At 73.9% G+C, this 19,865-nt stretch carries 18 protein-coding genes; 12 read left to right on the plus strand and 6 right to left on the minus strand.

Features of this window, described 5'->3' with window-relative positions; genetic code table 11:
* Window positions 1-6: 6 nt before the first annotated feature.
* Together ACWCPF_RS22450 and ACWCPF_RS22455 are read right to left on the minus strand one after the other, a co-directional pair.
* Window positions 7-237: a hypothetical protein gene (locus ACWCPF_RS22450; RefSeq protein ID WP_451046825.1), complete on the minus strand. Its 231-nt coding sequence runs from the start codon at window positions 235-237 to the stop codon at window positions 7-9.
* Window positions 238-386: 149 nt separating this feature from the next.
* A complete protein-coding gene (locus tag ACWCPF_RS22455) occupies window positions 387-809 on the minus strand; it encodes a helix-turn-helix domain-containing protein (RefSeq protein ID WP_451046826.1) in 423 nt (140 codons plus the stop codon).
* Window positions 810-1,087: 278 nt separating this feature from the next.
* On the opposite strand from ACWCPF_RS22455, the gene ACWCPF_RS22460 reads away from it, so the two are divergent.
* The 3 genes from ACWCPF_RS22460 to ACWCPF_RS22470 are packed head-to-tail and all read left to right on the plus strand — an operon-like array spanning window position 1,088 to window position 2,839.
* Window positions 1,088-1,684: an RNA polymerase sigma factor gene (locus tag ACWCPF_RS22460; RefSeq protein WP_451046827.1), complete on the plus strand. Its 597-nt coding sequence runs from the start codon at window positions 1,088-1,090 to the stop codon at window positions 1,682-1,684.
* The gene (locus tag ACWCPF_RS22465; protein ID WP_451046828.1) at window positions 1,681-2,313 is read left to right on the plus strand and encodes a BN159_2729 family protein; all 633 of its coding nucleotides are present in this window, start codon (window positions 1,681-1,683) and stop codon (window positions 2,311-2,313) included. The genes ACWCPF_RS22460 and ACWCPF_RS22465 overlap by 4 nt, the downstream gene beginning before the upstream one ends.
* Window positions 2,314-2,341: 28 nt before the next feature.
* On the plus strand, window positions 2,342-2,839 hold the full coding sequence (locus ACWCPF_RS22470; protein WP_451046829.1) for a hypothetical protein: 498 nt from the start codon (window positions 2,342-2,344) through the stop codon (window positions 2,837-2,839).
* Between the two features lie 141 nt (window positions 2,840-2,980).
* Here the strand turns inward: ACWCPF_RS22470 and ACWCPF_RS22475 are convergent, their stop codons facing one another.
* From ACWCPF_RS22475 to ACWCPF_RS22485, 3 genes are read right to left on the minus strand one after another with little or no spacing between them, the layout of a single operon-like run.
* Complete coding sequence (locus ACWCPF_RS22475; RefSeq protein ID WP_451046830.1) at window positions 2,981-3,895, minus strand: aminoglycoside phosphotransferase family protein; 915 nt, start codon at window positions 3,893-3,895, stop codon at window positions 2,981-2,983.
* Between the two features lie 28 nt (window positions 3,896-3,923).
* Complete coding sequence (locus ACWCPF_RS22480; RefSeq protein ID WP_451046831.1) at window positions 3,924-4,412, minus strand: DUF4439 domain-containing protein; 489 nt, start codon at window positions 4,410-4,412, stop codon at window positions 3,924-3,926.
* Window positions 4,409-4,927 carry a hypothetical protein gene (locus ACWCPF_RS22485; protein WP_451046832.1) on the minus strand — a complete coding sequence of 173 codons (519 nt, stop codon included), beginning with the start codon at window positions 4,925-4,927 and terminating at the stop codon, window positions 4,409-4,411. The genes ACWCPF_RS22480 and ACWCPF_RS22485 overlap by 4 nt, the downstream gene beginning before the upstream one ends.
* A 231-nt stretch (window positions 4,928-5,158) precedes the next feature.
* Between ACWCPF_RS22485 and rimP the strand changes: the two genes are divergently transcribed.
* The 9 genes from rimP (at window position 5,159) to ACWCPF_RS22530 (ending at window position 18,052) form a co-directional block, all read left to right on the plus strand.
* Entirely contained in the window at window positions 5,159-5,680 is a 522-nt protein-coding gene (rimP, locus tag ACWCPF_RS22490; RefSeq protein ID WP_451046833.1) for a ribosome maturation factor RimP, read from the plus strand.
* Window positions 5,681-5,682: 2 nt separating this feature from the next.
* Window positions 5,683-6,669 carry a transcription termination factor NusA gene (gene nusA / locus ACWCPF_RS22495; RefSeq protein WP_451046834.1) on the plus strand — a complete coding sequence of 329 codons (987 nt, stop codon included), beginning with the start codon at window positions 5,683-5,685 and terminating at the stop codon, window positions 6,667-6,669.
* 103 nt (window positions 6,670-6,772) lie between these two features.
* On the plus strand, window positions 6,773-7,069 hold the full coding sequence (locus ACWCPF_RS22500) for a YlxR family protein (RefSeq protein WP_451046835.1): 297 nt from the start codon (window positions 6,773-6,775) through the stop codon (window positions 7,067-7,069).
* Window positions 7,070-7,216: 147 nt separating this feature from the next.
* On the plus strand, window positions 7,217-10,342 hold the full coding sequence (gene infB / locus ACWCPF_RS22505; RefSeq protein WP_451046836.1) for a translation initiation factor IF-2: 3,126 nt from the start codon (window positions 7,217-7,219) through the stop codon (window positions 10,340-10,342).
* Window positions 10,343-10,554: 212 nt separating this feature from the next.
* Complete coding sequence (locus ACWCPF_RS22510) at window positions 10,555-10,848, plus strand: DUF503 domain-containing protein (protein WP_451046837.1); 294 nt, start codon at window positions 10,555-10,557, stop codon at window positions 10,846-10,848.
* A 45-nt stretch (window positions 10,849-10,893) separates the two neighbouring features.
* On the plus strand, window positions 10,894-11,343 hold the full coding sequence (gene rbfA / locus ACWCPF_RS22515) for a 30S ribosome-binding factor RbfA (RefSeq protein ID WP_079659156.1): 450 nt from the start codon (window positions 10,894-10,896) through the stop codon (window positions 11,341-11,343).
* Window positions 11,343-12,248, plus strand: a complete 906-nt coding sequence (truB, locus tag ACWCPF_RS22520) for a tRNA pseudouridine(55) synthase TruB (RefSeq protein WP_451046838.1) — start codon at window positions 11,343-11,345, stop codon at window positions 12,246-12,248. The genes rbfA and truB overlap by 1 nt, the downstream gene beginning before the upstream one ends.
* Window positions 12,249-12,495: 247 nt before the next feature.
* Window positions 12,496-16,971 carry a trypsin-like peptidase domain-containing protein gene (locus ACWCPF_RS22525; protein ID WP_451046839.1) on the plus strand — a complete coding sequence of 1,492 codons (4,476 nt, stop codon included), beginning with the start codon at window positions 12,496-12,498 and terminating at the stop codon, window positions 16,969-16,971.
* Between the two features lie 133 nt (window positions 16,972-17,104).
* Window positions 17,105-18,052, plus strand: a complete 948-nt coding sequence (locus ACWCPF_RS22530; protein WP_451046840.1) for a bifunctional riboflavin kinase/FAD synthetase — start codon at window positions 17,105-17,107, stop codon at window positions 18,050-18,052.
* Window positions 18,053-18,123: 71 nt separating this feature from the next.
* On the opposite strand, the gene ACWCPF_RS22535 is transcribed toward ACWCPF_RS22530, so the two are convergent.
* A partial coding sequence (locus ACWCPF_RS22535; protein ID WP_451046841.1) for a MinD/ParA family ATP-binding protein occupies window positions 18,124-19,865 on the minus strand: 1,742 nt, incomplete at its 5' end.

Here is a 19,865-nt window from a genome sequence, read left to right on the forward strand (position 1 = left end):
GGCGGGTCAGCCGACCTCCACCGCGACACCGCGGGAGGCGGCGAGTTCACACGGGATCTCCACCCGCATGCCGCAGAAGCACATGAGCAGATCGCCGCGCGACGCGGGCGCACCCAGATCGATCGTGAGGATGTCCCGGACCTCCCGGAGCACGTCGCGGACCTGGAAACCCCTGGCCACGCGGATGCTGACCTCGTCCGGGTCCCAGACCGCGATTCTCGGCAGATCGTCTGCCATACAAAGGTGGATGCACACAGAAGTCTCCCCAGGGATGCGCCACAACACGCAGAAATCCGCTCCGGGAGGCCAGCGGCTGACTGATGGTACCGATGGCCGCCGGGACTGTGGGGGTTTTCGTCATATTCATCCGTAACGCGGGGGCCGTCTCAGGTGATACGGCTGACCTGAAGCATCGCCTCGGCGTCCTTGAGCAGGGCCCGCTGCCGTGACTCCGGCAATTGCCGGTACAGCTTCAGCAGCCGGGCCTCGCGCTCGTCCCCGCTGGGACCGGGCACGGGGCGGCCCACCGCCTCGAAGAACTCCCTCGGCGTGGTGGTCACGCCCCAGCGCCGGAACGCCTCGACCATGGCCCGCAGCTTCTCCGGGTCGACCCGGGAGGTGCCGCGGGTGCGGTTCATCCACGCGTTCAGCGTCGGGTACGAGATGCCGGCCTCCGCCGCGAGGTCCTTCTGCGTCCTTCCCCGGGTCTGCGCCAGGAGACGTTCGAGCAGAGCCGCCAGGTCCTCGTCCCGGCGCTCGGGATCATGGCCGGGGGCCGGGTCTCCTGGAAGGCTCTGCTGGTTCGTCACGCCTCAGAGGATCGGTCATCGATATCTACATGCGCAAGTAGATCGAAGACCGTCGGCACGAGCTTCGGATGCACGCCGGAGCACGGACGATGCGGTGGTGTCGTCGTGCGCCCCCGTGCTCCCCGGGGGCGGTCCGAGCGCCCCTCACCTCGCGGTCCGTGACCGCCTTGACACTATATGCATCTACGTGAAGACTGTAGATAATCCCGGACGCGCACAGGGTGCCGTCCCGTCCGGGAATCTACATCTACATGAATATTGGAGATGGGGAGACCGTCATGCCCGCACTGAAGCGCACCACCACCGCCACCCCCGGGGACCGCCCGGAACCCGAGCTGGTCGCCCGGGCCCGCTCCGGCGACCGGGAGGCGTTCGCCGCCCTGTACGACGAGCACTACCGCGTCGTCTACGGCTACCTGTTCGTCCGCACCCGCGACAGACATCTGGCGGAGGACCTGACCCAGGACGCCTTCGCCCGCGCTCTCAGCCGCATCGACGCGTACACCTGGCAGGGCACGGCGTTCGTCGCCTGGCTGATCACCATCGCCAAGAACCTCTACCTCGACGAACTGGGCCGCGGCCGCACCCGGCTGGAGACCCCCGTCGCCGAGTTCCACGACTTCCGGCAACCGGGCCGGGCCGCCGAGTCGCTCGCCCTGCGCGAACTGGAGGCCGTCGAGGCCCACGAGACGGTCCGCACCGTGCTGCACTCGCTCAACGACCACCAACGGCACTGCGTCGAACTGCGCTTCCTCGACGAGCTCACGCCGGCCGAGACGGCCCAGGCCATGGGCCGCAGCGTCGGCGCCGTCAAGACGCTGACCTACCGCGCGCTGCGCCAACTGCGCTGGGTGACCGAGGCGGTGCCGGTGTGACCGCCGCCCCGGAATCGGCCCGGCTCCTCGCCGCCCCCCGGCGCGCCCGCGCCCTGCTCCTGCACCGGACCCCGGGCGGCGGCTGGTCCCGGCCCCCGCACCCGGTCACCGAACTGGAGCGGCAGGCGCTGGCCTGGGACGCCGCCTGCGCCCGCGCCCGCGAGGTCGCCCGCGCCATCGAGCGGCGGCTGGGCGACCACCCCGGCCCGTACGGCGTCCGCGTCGACGGCGACCGGGTGCGGGTCCTGCTCCGCGTCGACGACCACGCCCAATGGGCCCGCTGGCGCGAGTACTTCGGCGTCACCGCCGTCGGCGAGCGCGACCGCCCCCGCACGGTGACCGCCGTGGGGGAGCGCGACGGCGTCCCGGTCACGGTCGTGGCCCGCGGAGCCGGCACCGCGCCGCCGGGCGCGACCGGCGCGAAGCGACGACGCTTCCGGCTCGGCGGCACGACCTACGACCTGGTGCTCCCGCAGCGTGACGCCCAGGGCGACGTCTGGTACTTCCAGGGCTTCCGCAACCCCGACGGCATGCCCCTGCTGTCCCTCGACGGCCGACCCGAGCGATGCTCCCTCGCGAACGTGGAAGCGTACCTGGGGCCGTTGTCGCCGGTGCGGGACGAGAACTGACCCCCGTTCACCGCCACCGGAGCACCCGATGCCCCCACCCCGCGCCGCCCGTGCGGCCGCCGCCCTCCTGCGCCGACTGCGGACGGCCGACCCACCGGACCGGCTCGCCCGGGACCTGGACGACTGCCGGCGGGAACTGGCCCGCTGGCAGCGGCACGCCGACTCCTACGAGCGGGAACTGAGCCGCGTCGCCCGCGACCGGGCGCACCTCCTGGCCTGGCTGGCCGCGCTGCACCCGACGAGCGCCGTCATCACCCCGGTCGCCGACGAGGGACCGGGCGGCACGCACCTGCTGCGGCTCGTCGCCGGGGAACGGCCGCTGTCCTGGCGCCTCCCGCCCGTCCACCTCCCGCTGTTCGCGCACGTCCCGCACGAGGACCCGGCCGCAGGGCAACTCCAACGCGACGGCCCCCGGGACCCGGACCGGGCCGCCCACATCCTCCGGCACACCCGGCTGCTGGCCCTGGAGGGCGCCCTGCTCGCCGCCCGGCCCACCGACTTCCGACCACGCACGGCCGACCCGTGAGACTCCGGTCGGCAGGCTCGGGAGGCACGTCGGCCGGACTCCGGCGCCCCTTTGCGGGGACCTCCGGCAAGGGGACCTCCGGCAAAGGGGCGCCGCCCGCCCGCGACACCGCAACCGCCCAGCCCCCTACAGCCCAGCCCGCTACAACCAGCCCGCGAACTCCAGCAACAGCTCGGCATCCCGAGACCGCCCGACCCGGCGCGCCCGCACCCCCGACTCCACGGCCCGGAAAAGCGTCCACCCCCGCACCCGCTCCTGATCCAACTCCAGAGACTCGGCCAGCTTCCGCACCCGCCGCCGCGTGATCGCCGCCCCCGAGGGCGAGGCGATGAGGTCCTCCACCCGATCCCGCACCAGCCGGGCCAGATCGAACGCGCACTCGCCCACCACCGGATCCGGCCCCACGGCCAGCCACGGCGACCGCTCACCCGCCAGCACCTTGCTCTGCCGGAACGTCCCGTGCAGCAACCGCTGCTCAGGGGCCGACGCCAGCAACTCCTCGCGGGCCGCGAGCGCCGCGTCCACGAGGGCGACGACCTCCGCGTCCGAGCTCGCCCGCATCGCCTCCGCCTGCCGCCCGGTCCGCTCGGCCACACTCCCGAACGCATGTCCGGCCGGCGGCTCCACCCACAGCCGCCGCAACGTCCCCGCCGCCTCCAGCAACGCCTTCGCCTCCGGCAGCGACCGCACCGACACATCGGGATGCAGCCGCTCCAGCAACAGCGCCCCCGCCGCCCCCGCTGCCTGCGGCTGAGGCTGAGGTCCCTCCAGCAGTTGGACGGCGCCCAGGCCGTCCCAGTGCGCCAGCGCGGCCCGCTCGGTCTCGGGCCGGAACCGCGGTGGGGCCAGCTTCAGCACGGCCGGCGTCCCGTCCGCGTGGCGCACGAGCAGGACCAGGCTGGTCCGGCCGCCCGGCACCTGCACCCGGTCCACGGTCAACTCGCGTAGAGCGACGGCCTGTCGGGCCGCCTCCGGCAGCTTCTCCAACCAGCCGTCACCGTCCGGTGCCGTCTCACCGAGCGCCCTGACCAGACGCTGCGGCGGTTCGAAAGCCATGCGCGAGTCGTTCCCTTCCCTGTCCCGATTACGCCGCCGGGGTCCCCGAGGCGGTGGCCGGATCCGTACCCGTCGGCCCCGCCTGCCCCGTCCGCTCGGCGAGACCAGGGAAGGCTACGCTCCCGCCGCGCCAGCGCGCCGCGCGGACCGCCGCCTCCCGCAGCGCCGCCGCCGCGTCCGCCCGCCGCGCGCCGACGGCCGCCCGCACCAGGTCGGAGTACACCCCGGCCACCCGATCCTCCAACTCGGCGGCGAGCCGGACCGCCGCGGCGGAGTCCGCCACCGCGAACGGCAGCGCGTATCCGGCGCTCGCCGCGACCGGCTCCACGCCCAGCCCACGCACCTCGCGCACCAGCGCGTCCCGGCGCGCCCGATGCGCGTCGTAGGCGGCCCGCACCTCGGCGCGCCGTCCCTCGCCGACCCGTCCGCCGACGACCCCGTACCCGTACACGACGGCATGCTCGGCGGCCAGCACCGCCTGGAGCGCCGTCAGCTCCTCGCTCTTCGCCTCGCTCATCGGGTCCCCTCCGTCAGCAGATAGGCGTGGGCCGCGCCGGCCGCCGCCACCGAGGCCAGCAGCCGGGCCGGTTCGCCCGGCAGGTCCACCAGCTCCGCGGCCCTGCGGTCGGCCAGCGCCCGCTCGGCGCCGGCCAGCCCGACCAGCGCGTCCTTCTCCGTCGCGGGCACGGCCGAAGCGGTGCTCGTGGGGGAGGGGGAGGCAGCGGCGGAGGCGGTGGCGGTGGCTGACGGAGCAGCCTTCTCGCGGCCCCCGAACGCCTCCACATGCCGGGCGACCTCCGCCCGCAGCGGTCCCAGGAGCCCCGCCAGCGCGGGATGGGCGGCGAGGGCGGCGTCGTAGCGCACCAGCAGCCCGTTGCTGTCCTGGGCCCCACGCGCGCGTGCCCGCTCCTCGGCCGACGGACCGGCGTCCGGGCTCTCCTCGCTCTCCTCGGGTCCGGAGGAGCAGCCCACGAGCAGCGCAGCCCCGGCGGCCGACGCGAGCAGCGATCTTCTGGGAAGGGGGAACGGCACGGCAGACGTCCTCGGGAACTCGACGGAAGACACCAACGGTCAGTACGGGCGGCGGGCCCGTGATCACCGTACCCGCGCGCCCCTCCCGCACCGGTCAGCGGCACCGTGGGTTCGCGGCTCCGGCCGCCCTCCGGGCTCGGGGATGGACCGCAACACACCCTGCGACCGGATACCCTTTGACCAGACAGCGCCCCATCCCACAACAGCACACGCGGCCGAGGAGTCACCCGGATGAGCACCACCCAGAGCGAGAGGCTGCGAGAGCTCCTGGAACCGCTCGTCGCCTCCCAGGGTCTGGATCTCGAAGAGATCACCGTGGACTCGGTCGGACGCAAGAGGGTGCTGAGTGTCGTCGTCGACTCCGACACCGGAGCGGATCTGGACGCAATCGCCGATGTGAGCCGTGTGCTCTCGGCGAAGCTCGACGAGACGGACGCGATGGGCGAGGGCGAGTACACCCTCGAAGTCGGCACCCCGGGCGCGGAGCGCGCCCTGACCGAGCACCGCCACTACGTGCGCGCCGTCGACCGGCTGGTGCGGTTCCAGCTGACCGAGGGCGGCGAGCTGGTCGCCCGGATCCTGACCGTGGACGACGAGGGACTCGACCTGGAGGTGCCGGGCGTGAAGGGCCGCAAGGCCACCGCCCGCAGACTCGCCTTCGGCGACATCGACAAGGCGCGCGTGCAGGTCGAGTTCAACCGCAAGGGCAAGACCGACGAGAACGACGAGAACGAGATGGAAGAGGAGGCGTAGCCGTGGACATCGACATGAGTGCCCTGCGGGGCTTGGTGCGGGAGAAGGAGATCTCCTTCGACCTGCTGGTCGAGGCGATCGAGTCGGCCCTCCTCATCGCCTACCACCGCACCGAGGGAAGCCGCCGTCACGCGCGCGTGGAGCTCAACCGGGAGACCGGGCATGTGACCGTGTGGGCGAAGGAGGACCCCGAGGACCTCGAGGAGGGGCAGGAGCCCCGCACGTTCGACGACACCCCGTCCGACTTCGGCCGTATCGCCGCCACCACGGCCAAGCAGGTGATCCTGCAGCGCCTGCGCGACGCCGAGGACGACGCGACGCTCGGCGAGTACGCCGGCCGTGAGGGCGACATCGTCACCGGTGTGGTCCAGCAGGGCCGCGACCCGAAGAACGTGCTCGTGGACATCGGCAAGCTGGAGGCCATCCTGCCGGTGCAGGAGCAGGTCCCCGGCGAGAGCTACACGCACGGCCTGCGTCTGCGGTCGTACGTCGTCCGGGTGGCGAAGGGCGTGCGCGGCCCGTCCGTGACGCTCTCCCGGACGCACCCCGCCCTGGTGAAGAAGCTCTTCGCCCTGGAGGTGCCGGAGATCGCCGACGGCTCGGTCGAGATCGCCGCGATCGCCCGAGAGGCCGGTCACCGCACGAAGATCGCCGTCCGTTCCACCCGTTCCGGGCTGAACGCCAAGGGCGCCTGCATCGGCCCCATGGGCGGCCGGGTGCGCAATGTGATGGGCGAGCTGAACGGCGAGAAGATCGACATCGTCGACTGGTCGGACGACCCGGCCGAGATGGTGGCGAACGCGCTGTCCCCGGCCCGGGTCTCCAAGGTCGAGGTGGTGGACCTCGCGGCCCGCTCGGCGCGCGTGACCGTGCCCGACTACCAGCTGTCGCTGGCGATCGGCAAGGAAGGGCAGAACGCCCGGCTCGCCGCCCGGCTGACCGGCTGGCGGATCGACATCCGTCCGGACACCGAACAGCCCGGCGAGTAGGTCCGGGGAATAGATCTCGGCCTGCCCGGGCTGAGATCACGACAACAACCGTTCGATCCCTGCCCCAAAGGGGTGAGGTCGATACGGGGAGGTAGACTTAGACGTGTCTGGCCGGACGCACGCCGGAGCATGCCCTGAACGCACCTGTGTGGGGTGCCGGGAGCGAGCGGCCAAGACGGAGCTGCTGCGCATCGTGGCGATCAAGGACGCATGCGTCCCCGATCCTCGCGGTACGCTGCCCGGCCGGGGTGCGTATGTGCACCCCGCCCCGGTCTGTCTCGACCAGGCGGTACGCCGCCGAGCGTTCACGAGGGCCTTGCGAGCCCCGGGAGCACTCGACACAAATGCGTTGCGCCAGTACGTCGAGCAGACGACCGTTGCCGAACAGGCAACACCGTAAGAAGGCGTCGCGCGGAACCTCCGTGCGGCTCTGGTACCCCGCGAGTTGGAAGTAGGTCGAGATTGCGATGAGCACTCGATGAGCACGCGATGAGTACGCCCATGAAGTAGCGACGGTCCGGACACACCCGGACCTAAAAGGAGCGAAGTGGCTAAGGTCCGGGTATACGAACTCGCCAAGGAGTTCGGGGTGGAGAGCAAGGTCGTCATGGCCAAGCTCCAGGAACTCGGTGAATTCGTCCGTTCGGCGTCTTCGACCATCGAAGCGCCCGTTGTCCGCAAACTGACTGACGCCTTCCAGGGCGGCGGCAAGCCCGCCCCCCGCAAGGCTGCCCCCAGGCCCGGCGCGCCCTCCCCGGCGCAGGCGGCCCGTCCGGGCCCGGCTGCTCCGCGGCCGGCCGCCCCCAAGCCTCCCGTGGCGCAGACGCCCGCGGCTCCGGCCGCGCCGGCCGCCGCCTCGGCCCCCGCGCCGGCCGCTTCCGGCCCGCGTCCGGTGCCGGGTCCCAAGCCCGCGCCGCGTCCGGCCCCGGCCGCCCCGGAGTTCACCGCTCCGCCGTCGGCCCCGGCCGCCCAGAAGCCTGCCGCCGCAGCCCCCCAGGGCCAGGGCCAGGGTCCGCGCCCCGGCGCGCCCCGTCCCGGTGGCCGTCCCGCGCCCGGTCAGGGTCAGCAGGACCGTGGCGACCGCGGGGAGCGCGGTGACCGCGGTCAGCGTCCCGCCGCAGCGCAGGGCCAGCGTCCCGGCGGCGCCGGCGCCGCTCGTCCGGGCGGTGCCCGTCCGGCCGGTCCGCGTCCGGGCAACAACCCCTTCACGTCCGGCGGCAACGCCGGCATGGCGCGCCCGCAGGCGCCCCGTCCGCAGGGCGCCCCGCGTCCCGGCGGCCCGGGTGCTCCCGGCGCCGGTCCCCGTCCGCAGGCCCCCGGTGGCCAGGGCGGCGGTCCTCGTCCGCAGTCCCCGGGCGGCGCGCGTCCGTCTCCGGGCGGCATGCCCCGCCCGCAGGGCGCAGGCCCCGGCGGTCCGCGTCCCGGCGGCGGTCCGCGTCCCAACCCCGGCATGATGCCGCAGCGTCCCGCTGCCGGCCCGCGTCCCGGCGGCGGCCCCGGCGGCCGCGGTCCGGGCGGCGCGGGTCGTCCCGGCGGGGCCGGCGGCGGTCGTCCCGGTGGCGGCGGCGGCTTCGCCGGTCGTCCCGGCGGTCCGGGTGCCGGTGGCGGCGCCCGTCCGGGTGGTGGCGGCGGCTTCGCCGGTCGTCCCGGCGGCGGTGGCCCCGGCGGCGGTGGCGGCGGCTTCGGCGGCGGCGGTGGCCGTCCCGGCTTCGGCGGTCGTCCCGGCGGTCCCGGTGGCCGTGGTGGCACGCAGGGCGCCTTCGGTCGTCCCGGCGGTCCCGCGCGTCGCGGTCGCAAGTCGAAGCGGCAGAGGCGCCAGGAGTACGAGGCCATGCAGGCCCCGTCGGTCGGCGGCGTGATGCTGCCTCGCGGCAACGGCGAGACCATTCGCCTGTCGCGCGGTGCGTCCCTCACCGACTTCGCCGAGAAGATCGGCGCCAACCCGGCGTCGCTCGTCGCGGTGATGATGAACCTCGGCGAGATGGTCACGGCCACGCAGTCCGTCTCCGACGCGACCCTCGAGGTCCTCGCCGGCGAGATGAACTACACGGTCCAGATCGTCAGCCCCGAGGAGGAGGACCGCGAGCTGCTCGAGTCCTTCGACATCGAGTTCGGCGAGGACGAAGGCGACGAGGACGACCTGGTCGTCCGCCCGCCGGTCGTCACCGTCATGGGTCACGTCGACCACGGAAAGACCCGACTGCTCGACGCGATCCGCAAGACGAACGTCATCGCGGGCGAGGCCGGCGGCATCACCCAGCACATCGGTGCCTACCAGGTCTCGACCCAGGTCAACGAAGAAGACCGCGCGATCACCTTCATCGACACCCCGGGTCACGAGGCGTTCACCGCCATGCGTGCCCGTGGTGCCCGGTCGACGGACATCGCGATCCTGGTCGTCGCGGCCAACGACGGCGTCATGCCGCAGACGGTCGAGGCGCTCAACCACGCCAAGGCGGCCGACGTCCCGATCGTCGTCGCGGTCAACAAGATCGACGTCGAGGGCGCGGACCCGACCAAGGTGCGCGGTCAGCTCACCGAGTTCGGTCTCGTGGCCGAGGAGTACGGCGGCGACACCATGTTCGTCGACATCTCCGCCAAGCAGGGTCTGAACATCGACTCGCTGCTGGAGGCCGTGATCCTCACGGCCGACGCCTCGCTCGACCTGCGGGCCAACCCCAGCCAGGACGCGCAGGGCATCTCGATCGAGTCCCGTCTCGACCGCGGCCGTGGTGCCGTGGCGACGGTCCTCGTCCAGCGAGGCACCCTGCGGGTCGGCGACACCATGGTCGTGGGCGACGCCTACGGCCGCGTGCGCGCCATGCTCGACGACAACGGCAACAACGTCGCCGAGGCCGGCCCGTCGACGCCGGTCCAGGTCCTGGGCCTGACCAACGTCCCGGGTGCGGGCGACAACTTCCTCGTCGTCGACGAGGACCGCACCGCCCGCCAGATCGCCGAGAAGCGTGCGGCCCGTGAGCGCAACGCCGCGTTCGCCAAGCGCACCCGCAGGTTCTCCCTGGAGAACCTGGACGCCGCGCTCAAGGCCGGCGAGGTCCAGCAGCTGAACCTGATCATCAAGGGTGACGCTTCCGGTTCGGTGGAGGCCCTCGAGTCCTCCCTGCTCCAGCTGGACGTCGGCGAAGAGGTCGACATCCGCGTCCTGCACCGCGGCGTCGGTGCGGTCACGGAGTCCGACATCGACCTCGCGATGGGCTCGGAAGCCATCGTCATCGGCTTCAACGTCCGTGCGGCAGGCCGCGCGGCGCAGATGGCCGAGCGCGAGGGCGTGGACGTCCGCTACTACTCGGTCATCTACCAGGCGATCGAGGAGATCGAGGCGGCCCTGAAGGGCATGCTGAAGCCGGAGTACGAGGAGTTCGAGCTCGGTACGGCGGAGATCCGCGAGGTCTTCAAGTCGTCCAAGCTGGGCAACATCGCCGGTGTCCTCATCCGCTCGGGCGAGGTCAAGCGCAACACCAAGGCACGCCTCGTCCGCGACGGCAAGGTCATCGCGGAGAACCTCAACATCGAGGGCCTGCGCCGCTTCAAGGACGACGTCACCGAGATCCGCGAAGGGTTCGAGGGCGGTATCAACCTCGGCAACTTCAACGACATCAAGATCGACGACGTCATCGCGACGTACGAGATGCGCGAGAAGCCGCGGGTGTAAGCACCTGAGGTTCGCACCGGCCGGCGGGGATCGCTCCCCGTCGGCCGGTGCGGCGTCCGGCGGCGCACCGGACGCAGGCACGAGGCATGCACGAGGCATGCACTAGGAAAAACTCCGTCGAGCGCCCGACGGGATCGTTGTACCGTTCTTGATGTCCCTGTCTCATGGCGGCAGGGCCGTCTATCCCGTACCGGCGGGTGAACCGGTTACACATGTACGTGGGGACTCTGTCCTTCGACCTCCTCCTCGGCGACATACGGTCGCTGAAGGAGAAGCGCTCCGTCGTCCGTCCCATCGTCGCCGAGCTCCAGCGCAAGTACGCGGTGAGCGCGGCCGAAGTGGACGACCAGGACCTTCACCGCAGGGCCAGGATCGGCCTCGCCGTGATCTCCGGTGACACGGAGCATCTGACCGATGTACTGGACCGGTGTGAACGACTGGTCGCAGGCCGCCCCGAAGTGGAGCTGCTGTCGGTCAGACGCCGCATCCACGGCGAAGACGACTGACCGACCAGAAGAAACGCAAGAAGAGAAAGAACGGGAGACGGACCAGTGGCCGACAACGCGCGCGCCAAGAGGCTGGCGGACCTCATCCAGCAGGTGGTGGCCCAGAAGCTGCAGCGCGGGATCAAGGACCCGCGGCTCGGCTCCCACGTCACCATCACCGACACCCGGGTGACGGGCGACCTCAGGGAGGCGACCGTCTTCTACACCGTGTACGGGGACGACGAGGAGCGGGCCGCGGCGGCCGCCGGCCTGGAGAGCGCCAAGGGCATCCTGCGCTCCGAGGTCGGCCGCGCGGCCGGCGTGAAGTTCACGCCGACGCTGGCCTTCGTCGCCGACGCCCTGCCGGACAACGCCCGCACCATCGACGACCTCCTCGACAAGGCGCGAGCCGCCGACGAGAAGGTCCGCGAGGCGTCCGCGGGCGCCGGCTACGCGGGCGGGGCCGACCCGTACAAGAAGCCCGGCGACGAGGACGAGACGGACGACTCCGCCTGATGAACCACAAGCAGACCCCGCCCGACGGCCTTGTCATCGTCGACAAGCCGTCGGGCTTCACTTCGCACGACGTCGTGGCCAAGATGCGGGGGATCGCCAGGACCCGCCGGGTCGGCCACGCCGGCACGCTCGACCCGATGGCCACGGGCGTCCTCGTCCTCGGCATCGAGAAGGCCACCAAGCTCCTCGGGCACCTCGCGCTCACCGAGAAGGAGTACCTGGGCACGATCCGGCTCGGTCAGACGACCCTGACCGACGACGCGGAGGGCGAGATCACGGGGTCCACGGACGCCTCGAAGGTCACCCGGGACGCGATCGACGCCGGCATCGCCAAGCTCAGCGGCCCCATCATGCAGGTGCCGTCCAAGGTCAGCGCCATCAAGATCGACGGCGTCCGCTCCTACAAGCGGGCCCGGGACGGCGAGGACTTCGAGATCCCGGCCCGCCCGGTCACCATCTCCTCCTTCTCGGTGTACGACGTCCGCGACGCCGTCGCCGCGGACGGCACCGCGGTCCTCGACCTGGTGGTGTCCGTCGTCTGCTCCTCCGGCACCTACATCCGCGCGCTCGCCCGCGATCTGGGCGGCGACCTCGGCGTCGGCGGCCATCTCACCGCGCTGCGCCGCACCCGCGTCGGCCCCTACAAGCTGGACTCGGCCAAGACGCTCGACCAGCTCCAGCAGGAGCTGACCGTGATGCCGATCGCCGACGCGGCCACCGCCGCGTTCCCCCGCTGGAACGTGGACGCCAAGCGCGCCCGGCTGCTCCTCAACGGCGTACGCCTGGAGATGCCGGACGAATACGCGGGCGCGGGCGCCGTCGCCGTCTTCGACCCCGAGGACCGCTTTCTGGCCCTGGTGGAGGAACAGAAGGGCAAGGCGAAGAGCCTGGCCGTCTTCGGCTGAGGCTGCTCGACTCCGCCCGTGGAGCGGCGAACACGGGGTGGTGCTGCGCCGCCGCTCCACGGTCCCCCCTCGGTTCCCCCACCCCTAGGGTGTATCCAACGTCCCGCTTTCATTCACCCGTCCGGGCAGGCGCTCGGAGTGAACCGAGGGAGTGCAGGGGGGCGCGTTCGCTGCGTGATCTGTCCCGCTGATCATCCCGCCCCTACCGTCGGAACCATGGCACGCGGGCGCGGCGGGAGGTACGGCGATGGCGGGACGGGGCCCGCGGACACCGCGGCACGACTCCCCTAGGGGCGAAGCCCCCCAGGACACGACTCAGAACACCCCTCAGGACACCCCCGAGGACGCCTCTCTGGTCCGCATCCGCGATCTCGCGGGCCGGCCGCGCGGCACCGGCTTCGTCGCCGACCACCACGGCACGGTGATCACCAGCCACGAGGCCGTCGACGGCCTGCCCCGGCTCGTGCTCCACGCCGCCGGCGACCGCAGCTGTGTGGTGACCGCCGACGCGGTCACCCCCCTCCCGGAACTCGACCTGGCGCTCGTCCGCACCGAGGGCCTCGGCGTCGCCCCGCTGCCGGTGACCGTCCGCGAGGGCGCCGAGACCGGCGGATACGTCCGGCTGGCCGCCGGCTGCTGGCGCGAGGCCCGGGTGCTGACCGAGACGTCCGTGACGTACACGGCCACCGACCGCTGCCACCACCTGGACGGCGCCCTGGAGCTGGCCATCGGCACCTCGGGCCGGGACGCGCTGCGGCTGGGCGGAGGCGCGGCCGGGGGACCGGTCCTCGACGCCGAGACCGGCGCGGTCGTCGCAGTCCTCGGCACAGCGCTCCGCTCCGGCCACCGCGACACCGGCTTCGCCGTACTACTGCGCCCCCGCACAGCAGCACCCGACGGCCCCCCTACGGCCGCCACCCTGCCCGCAGACGCGACCGAGGCCCACACCCCACCACCGTGGCCTCCGCCCACGGCCCGCCCGACCGGGCCCGGGGCCAGCGGGGCCGGGGCCCCGGCCGACGGCGGGCCGCCCGCCCGCAACGCGACCACCGTGCCCGCAGGCGCGGATGACACCCGCACCCCACCGCCGTGGGCTCCGCCCGCCACCCGCCCGACGGGTCAGCCCTCGACGCGCGGCACGGCGACCGCGCCCGGGGCCGGCGGGGGAGCGGGCGCGGCGCCTTCGCGGGGAGCACGGGGGGTTCCGGACGGGGCGGGGGCCCCGGCCGGCGACAAGCCGCCCGCCCGCAACGCGACCACCGTGCCCGCAGGCGCGGATGACACCCGCACCCCACCGCCGTGGGCTCCGGGCGCCGCCCGCCCGACGGGTCAGCCCTCGGCGCGCGGCACGGCGACCGCGTCCGGGGCCGGCGGGGGCACGGATGCGGCGCCTTCGTGGGGAGCACGGGGGGTTCCGGGCGGCGGCGGGGCCGGGGCTGCGGCCGACGGCGGGGCCCTGGCCGAGCCGCTTGCCCGCGGCGCGGCGACCGTGTCCGCAGGCGCGGGTGAGGCCTGCGCCCCACCGCCGTGGGCTCCGCCCGCCGCCTGCCCGACCCCGCCCGGGGCCGACGGGGGAGCGGGCGCGGAGCCTTCGCGGGGAGCGCGGGGGGCTTCGCGCGGCGGCGGGGCGGGGGCCCCGGCCGGCGACGGGCCGCTCGCCCGCAACACGGCGACCGTGCCCGCAGGCGCGGGTGGGGCCTGCGCCCCGCCGGCGTGGGCTCCGCCCGCCGCCCGCCCGACCCCGCCCGGGGCCGGCGGGGGAGCGGGGCACCCGCCGGCGTGGGCTCCGGCCGGTGCTTGGCCGATCGGGCAGCCCTCGGCGGCGAGCACGGCGGCCGTGCCCGGCGGCGGGCCTCTCGCTGAGTTGCTTGCGCGCAATGCGGCCACCGTGCCGGCGTACGGGGCGGATCTCAATCTGGCGGGTGTTCTGGAGCTCGCGGCCACCTCCGTCGGTTCGGACGGCCCGCCCGGTGCGCTCGCCGGCCGGCTGGGCCACGCGGCGAGCGGATCCCGCACCGTCGAGGCGGTACCGGTCGAACGCGCCGCCCCCGCACAGGAGTTCGCCGCCTTCGCGCTGAGCCCGACGGCCGTCCTCGGCCTCGTCGGCGCACCCGGCAGCGGCCGTACCACGGAACTCGCGGCGCTCGCCGCCCGCCGCGACCGGGGCGCACCGCCGGCCCCCACCCTGTGGCTGCGCGGCGCCGACCTGAAGGACGAGGACGACTCCCTCGCCGACGCCGCCCGCCGGACCCTCGTCCGAGCCGCCCGCATCGTGGCCGCCTCCGCCGGCTCGTCGGGCCCCGCCGACCTCGGCGACGTCACCCCCGAGCGGATCGCCCGCTTCGCGCAGTCCGTCGGACGCCCGCTGCTGCTGCTCCTGGACGGACCCGAGGAGATGCCCCCGCTCCTCGCGCACCGGCTCGCCGACTGGACCGAGGGCACCGCGCAGTGGCTGCGCGAGACCGGGGCGCGGCTGGTGGTGGCCTGCCGGGGCGAGTACTGGGAGCGGGCGGGAGCGGAGTTCCCGCCCGAGATGCTGTACGGCAGCGCCGTGCCCGGAGACCCGCTCCCGCCCTGCGTCCGCCTCGGCGACCTCACCGCCGAGGAGGCGTACGAGGCCCGCGCCCGCTACTCCGTCCCCGAGGCCGCGCTCGCCGCCCCCGACGACCGGCACCCCCTCACGCTTCGCCTCCTCTCGGAGGTCCGAGCCGCGCTGCCCGGCCCGCCCGTCTGGTCCCCCGTCGACCGCGACGACGTCCTCGCCGCCTACCTCGACCTGATGTGCCTGCGCATCGCGGTCCGGCTCGCCGCCGAGAACGGGCTGCGCGGCGCCGCCGTACGACGGCTCGCGGCGAAGGTCTCCGGCCAGGTGCACGAGGCCGCCCGGCGCAGCCTCGGACCGGGGCAGGGCGAGCTGGACCGGGCCGCGTTCGAGGCGGTGTTCCCCTGGGGACCCGCACCGGCGAGGCTCGGCGGCGGCGTCGGCTGGGCGTCCGCCGTCCTCGCCGAGGGCCTCCTGGTGCCGGCGGGCGGCGGCTACCGCTTCGCCCACGAGGAACTCGCCGACTGGATCCAGGGCGTCCACCTCGATCTGGGCGAGGCGCTGCGCGCGCTGGTCCACCGCCGCCGCACCCCGGAGGGCGGCCGTCCGCTGCCCGTCCCGCACCACCGCATCGGCCCCGTCGTCCAGGCCCTGCTGCTCCTTGCCCGCCAGCAGGGCCCGCACCAACTCGCCGCCCAGCTACGAGAGTTGACCCACGCCCTGGAGGCCGAGCCGGGCTCGTGGTGGGCCGCCCGGCTGCTCACCGAGACCCTCCTGCGGGTCCCGGACGCGACGCCGTACACCGGTGTCCTGCGCCTGCTGGCGGACCTGATCGGCGCCGGCGCGGAAGGCACCGGCCGGTTCGCGGACTTCGGCCCCGCCTTCTGGACCGGGCTCGCGCTGCCGCCCGACGCCCGCCTCGACCTCCTGCGCCGCCTGGTCGTCGCCGACGGCGCCCCGCAGGACGCGGACGCGCCCCGCTACCTCGACGCCGTCGCCCGGCTCCTGGCCGCCGACCCCACCGTCGTCCAGCCGTACCTCACCCACTGGTTCGACGACGAGCGGCCGCTGCCCGCGACCCCGCACGCCACCGTGGCCACGGCCGCACAGGCGCTGCTGCACACCCACCGGCACCGGGCGCTGGACGACCTCACGGAACTCCTCGTCGACTGCGCGCACCCCCGCGCCGACGAACTGCTCTCCGTCCTGGCGGAGGAGGAGCCGTCCGCGCTGTGCCGGGCCGTCGACCGGTGGTCGCACGACGAGCGCCCGGCCCGGCGGGCCGCGGCGATGACGTACGGGCTGCGCGCCGCCCCGCACCTGCGCACGGACGCCGACCACCGGCTGCTGCGCCACGCGGCCCTCGCCCTGCTCGCCCGCCCCGCCGACGGCCCGCTGCACGGCGGCGCGCTCGCCGTCCTCGTCCGCGACCCCGAGACCCGCTCCCCGTACCTCCCGCAGGCGCTGGAGCGGTTCGCGGCCGGCGACCCGCAGCTGCCCCCGAGCGCGCTGCTCGCCGCCCTGAGCACCCACCCCGAGCCGGTCCTGGACGCCTTCAGGACCCGGCTCGGCCGCCCCGACCGCGCGGACGCGGGCAGCGTCCTGCGCGCCCTCGCCGACGTCACCACGCCCGCGCCGGCCCACCGGGTCGCCGTCCTCGTGCGGGAGGCGCTGGAGCGGCGGCCGGAGACCGCCGGGCATGTGGCCGCGTACGTCGACCGACGTCTCGACCACGGCCCCGCCGCCCGCGCCGTCCTCCACCCGCTGGTCACGGGCCTGCTGGACGGCGACGGCCCCGAGCAGGTCCGCGCCGCCCTGGCCGGCGCGCTCGCCGCGCCCGGGGCCCCTCAGTCCCGTCCCCTCCGGCGCGAACTCCTGGAGCACCTCCTGCGGCACGAACGGGCCCCCGCCGTCCTGGTCGCCGTCCTGCACGCCGCCGCCGCGCGCACCGGCGACGAACTGCGCGACCTCGTCCACCGCACCGGCCTGCTCCTCGTGCGTACCCCGGACGGCGCGACCCGCTTCGACAGCTCCCTGGTCGAGCTCGGACGCCAGGTGCCGGGCTTCGCCGCCCAGGTGGTGGACTGGCTCACCGAGGCGCCGGGGGAGTGGGCCGTGGTGGTCGGCCCCAGCGCCCGCCGCACGATCGAGAACCTGGCAGGCGTACGGGTGCCCGCGTGAGCGCACGGCCCCGAGTCCGTGCGCCGGGTCGCAGGCCCCATGCCGATGCAGGGCGCGGAGACCCGGCATGGCACCCTTAGACCTGCGTAAGTCGCAAGGATAGATACGGACACGGGTTCGAGGAGCGGTCACAGTGCAGCGCTGGCGTGGCTTGGAGGACATCCCCGAGGACTGGGGACGCAGCGTCGTCACCATCGGGTCCTATGACGGGGTGCACCGCGGACACCAGCTGATCATCCGGCACGCCGTGGACCGCGCCCGTGAACTGGACGTCCCCGTCGTCGTCGTCACCTTCGACCCGCACCCCAGCGAGGTCGTCCGCCCCGGCAGCCACCCGCCGCTGCTCGCCCCGCACCACCGCCGCGCCGAGCTGATGGCGGAACTCGGCGTGGACGCGCTGCTGATCGTCCCCTTCACCACCGAGTTCTCGAAGCTGTCCCCGGCGGACTTCGTGGTCAAGGTCCTGGTCGACAAGCTGCACGCCAAGGCCGTCGTCGAGGGCCCGAACTTCCGCTTCGGCCACAAGGCCGCGGGCAACGTCGAGTTCCTCAACGAGCAGGGCAAGGTCTACGACTTCGACGTCGAGGTGGTCGACCTGTTCGTGTCCGGCGAGGCGGGCGGCGGCGAGCCGTTCTCCTCGACCCTGACCCGGCGGCTGGTCGGCGAGGGCGACGTCGAGGGCGCGGCGGAGATCCTCGGCCGCCCGCACCGGGTGGAGGGCATCGTGGTGCGCGGGGCCCAGCGCGGCCGGGAGCTCGGCTTCCCGACGGCCAACGTCGAGACGCTGCCGCACACCGCGATCCCGGCCGACGGCGTCTACGCCGGCTGGCTGCACGTGGACGGCGAGGCGATGCCGGCCGCGATCTCCGTCGGCACGAACCCGCAGTTCGACGGCACCGAGCGCACGGTCGAGGCGTACGCCATCGACCGCGTCGGCCTCGACCTCTACGGCCTGCACGTCGCCGTCGACTTCCTCGCCTTCGTGCGCGGCCAGGCCAAGTTCGACTCGCTGGAGGGCCTGCTGGAGCAGATGGCCCAGGACGTGAAGCGCTGCCGGGAACTGGTGGCGGCGGCAGGCTAGCCGACCCGAACGGAACGCCCGAAGGGCGGTCGGTGTCCTGCGACACCGACCGCCCTTCGGGCGTATGCGGGCTACTGCTGCGGGTAGCCGTAGCCGGGCGGCGGATACCCCGGGTGCGGCTGCTGAGGCTGCTGCGGCGGATACGGCTGCCCCTGGGGCTGCTGTCCCTGCGGGGGGTACGGCTGACCGGGTTGCTGCGGATACGGCTGCCCGGGCATCGGCTGTGCGGGCATCGGCTGTCCCGGCAGCTGCTGGCCCGGCATCGGCGGGGCGGCCATCGGCGGCGGGTTGCCGTCGCTGGTCCACAGCCCCTGACGCTGCTGGTGGCGGATGAAGTCCTCCGCGACCATCGCGGTGAGGTTGAAGTACGCCTCCCGCACCTTCGGCCGCATCATGTCGAGGTCGACCTCCGCGCCGGCGGCCAGATGCTCGTCGAACGGCACGACGACGACACCGCGGCAGCGGGTCTCGAAGTGCGACACGATGTCGTCCACCTTGATCATCTTTCCGGTCTCACGCACCCCGGAGATGACCGTGATCGACCGTGACACAAGCTCGGCGTACCCGTGCGCGGACAGCCAGTCCAGCGTGGTGCTGGCGCTGCTCGCCCCGTCCACGGACGGCGTGGAGATGATGATCAGCTGGTCGGCGAGGTCGAGCACACCGCGCATGGCGCTGTAGAGCAGACCGGTGCCGGAGTCCGTGAGGATGATCGGGTACTGGTTGCCGAGCACGTCTATCGCGCGCCGGTAGTCCTCGTCGTTGAAGGTCGTGGACACGGCCGGGTCGACGTCGTTGGCGATGATCTCCAGCCCGGACGGCGCCTGGGAGGTGAACCGCCGGATGTCCATGTACGAGTTGAGGTACGGGATCGCCTGGACGAGGTCACGGATCGTCGCCCCGGTCTCGCGCCGCACCCGGCGGCCGAGGGTGCCGGCGTCCGGGTTGGCGTCGATCGCGAGGATCTTGTCCTGCCGCTCGGTGGCGAGGGTCGAGCCGAGTGCGGTGGTAGTGGTGGTCTTGCCGACCCCGCCCTTGAGGCTGATGACGGCGATCCGGTAGCACGACAGCACGGGAGTCCGGATCAGCTCCAACTTCCGCTGCCGCTCGGCCTCTTCCTTCTTCCCGCCGAGCTTGAAGCGTGAGGACGCGGCGGCGGGTCGGCCGCTCTTCGCCTTCTGCTTCTTGTTGTTGAGCAGCCGGTCGGAGGACAGCTCCATCGCGGCCGTGTAACCCAGCGGCGCGGCACCGGGGTTCACCGGCTGCCGCTGATCGTGCTGGATCGGCTGCGGCCAGGCGGCCCCGGTCCGAGGATCGACCGGCTGCTGCGGAACCTGCGACGCGTCGAGCCCGGGTCCGTGCGGTGCGGGCTGCCCGGGGAAGCCCTGCGGCGGAACCCCGGGCTGCGCCTGCGGAGCCTGCGGCGGCTGGGGGAACCCGTACCCACCGGGCACGGCAGGCGGGGTGGGCACGGGGGCGCCACCGGGCTGCGGAAACCCGTATCCACCGGGCTGGGGGGCCGGGGGCGCGGGGTGGGGTTGGGCGTCCGGGGCCGGGGGCATCGCTTGGGGCTGGGCGTCAGCAGCACCGGGAGGCCCGACGGGACCGACGCTCTGCTGCGGGAAGCCGTGGCCGACCGGGGCACCGGGAGCGGGCGGCGGGGGGAAGCCGTATCCGCCGGGCTGTGGCACCGGGGGCGCGGGGTGTGGTTGGGCGCCCGGCGCGGGGGGTGCTGCCGGATCCGTGTTCTGTTGGGGGAAGCCGTAGCCGCCGGGGGCGGCGGGCGGGGTGGGTACGGGGGCGCCACCGGGCG

It is taken from the genome of Streptomyces sp. NPDC001858, from assembly GCF_053594615.1.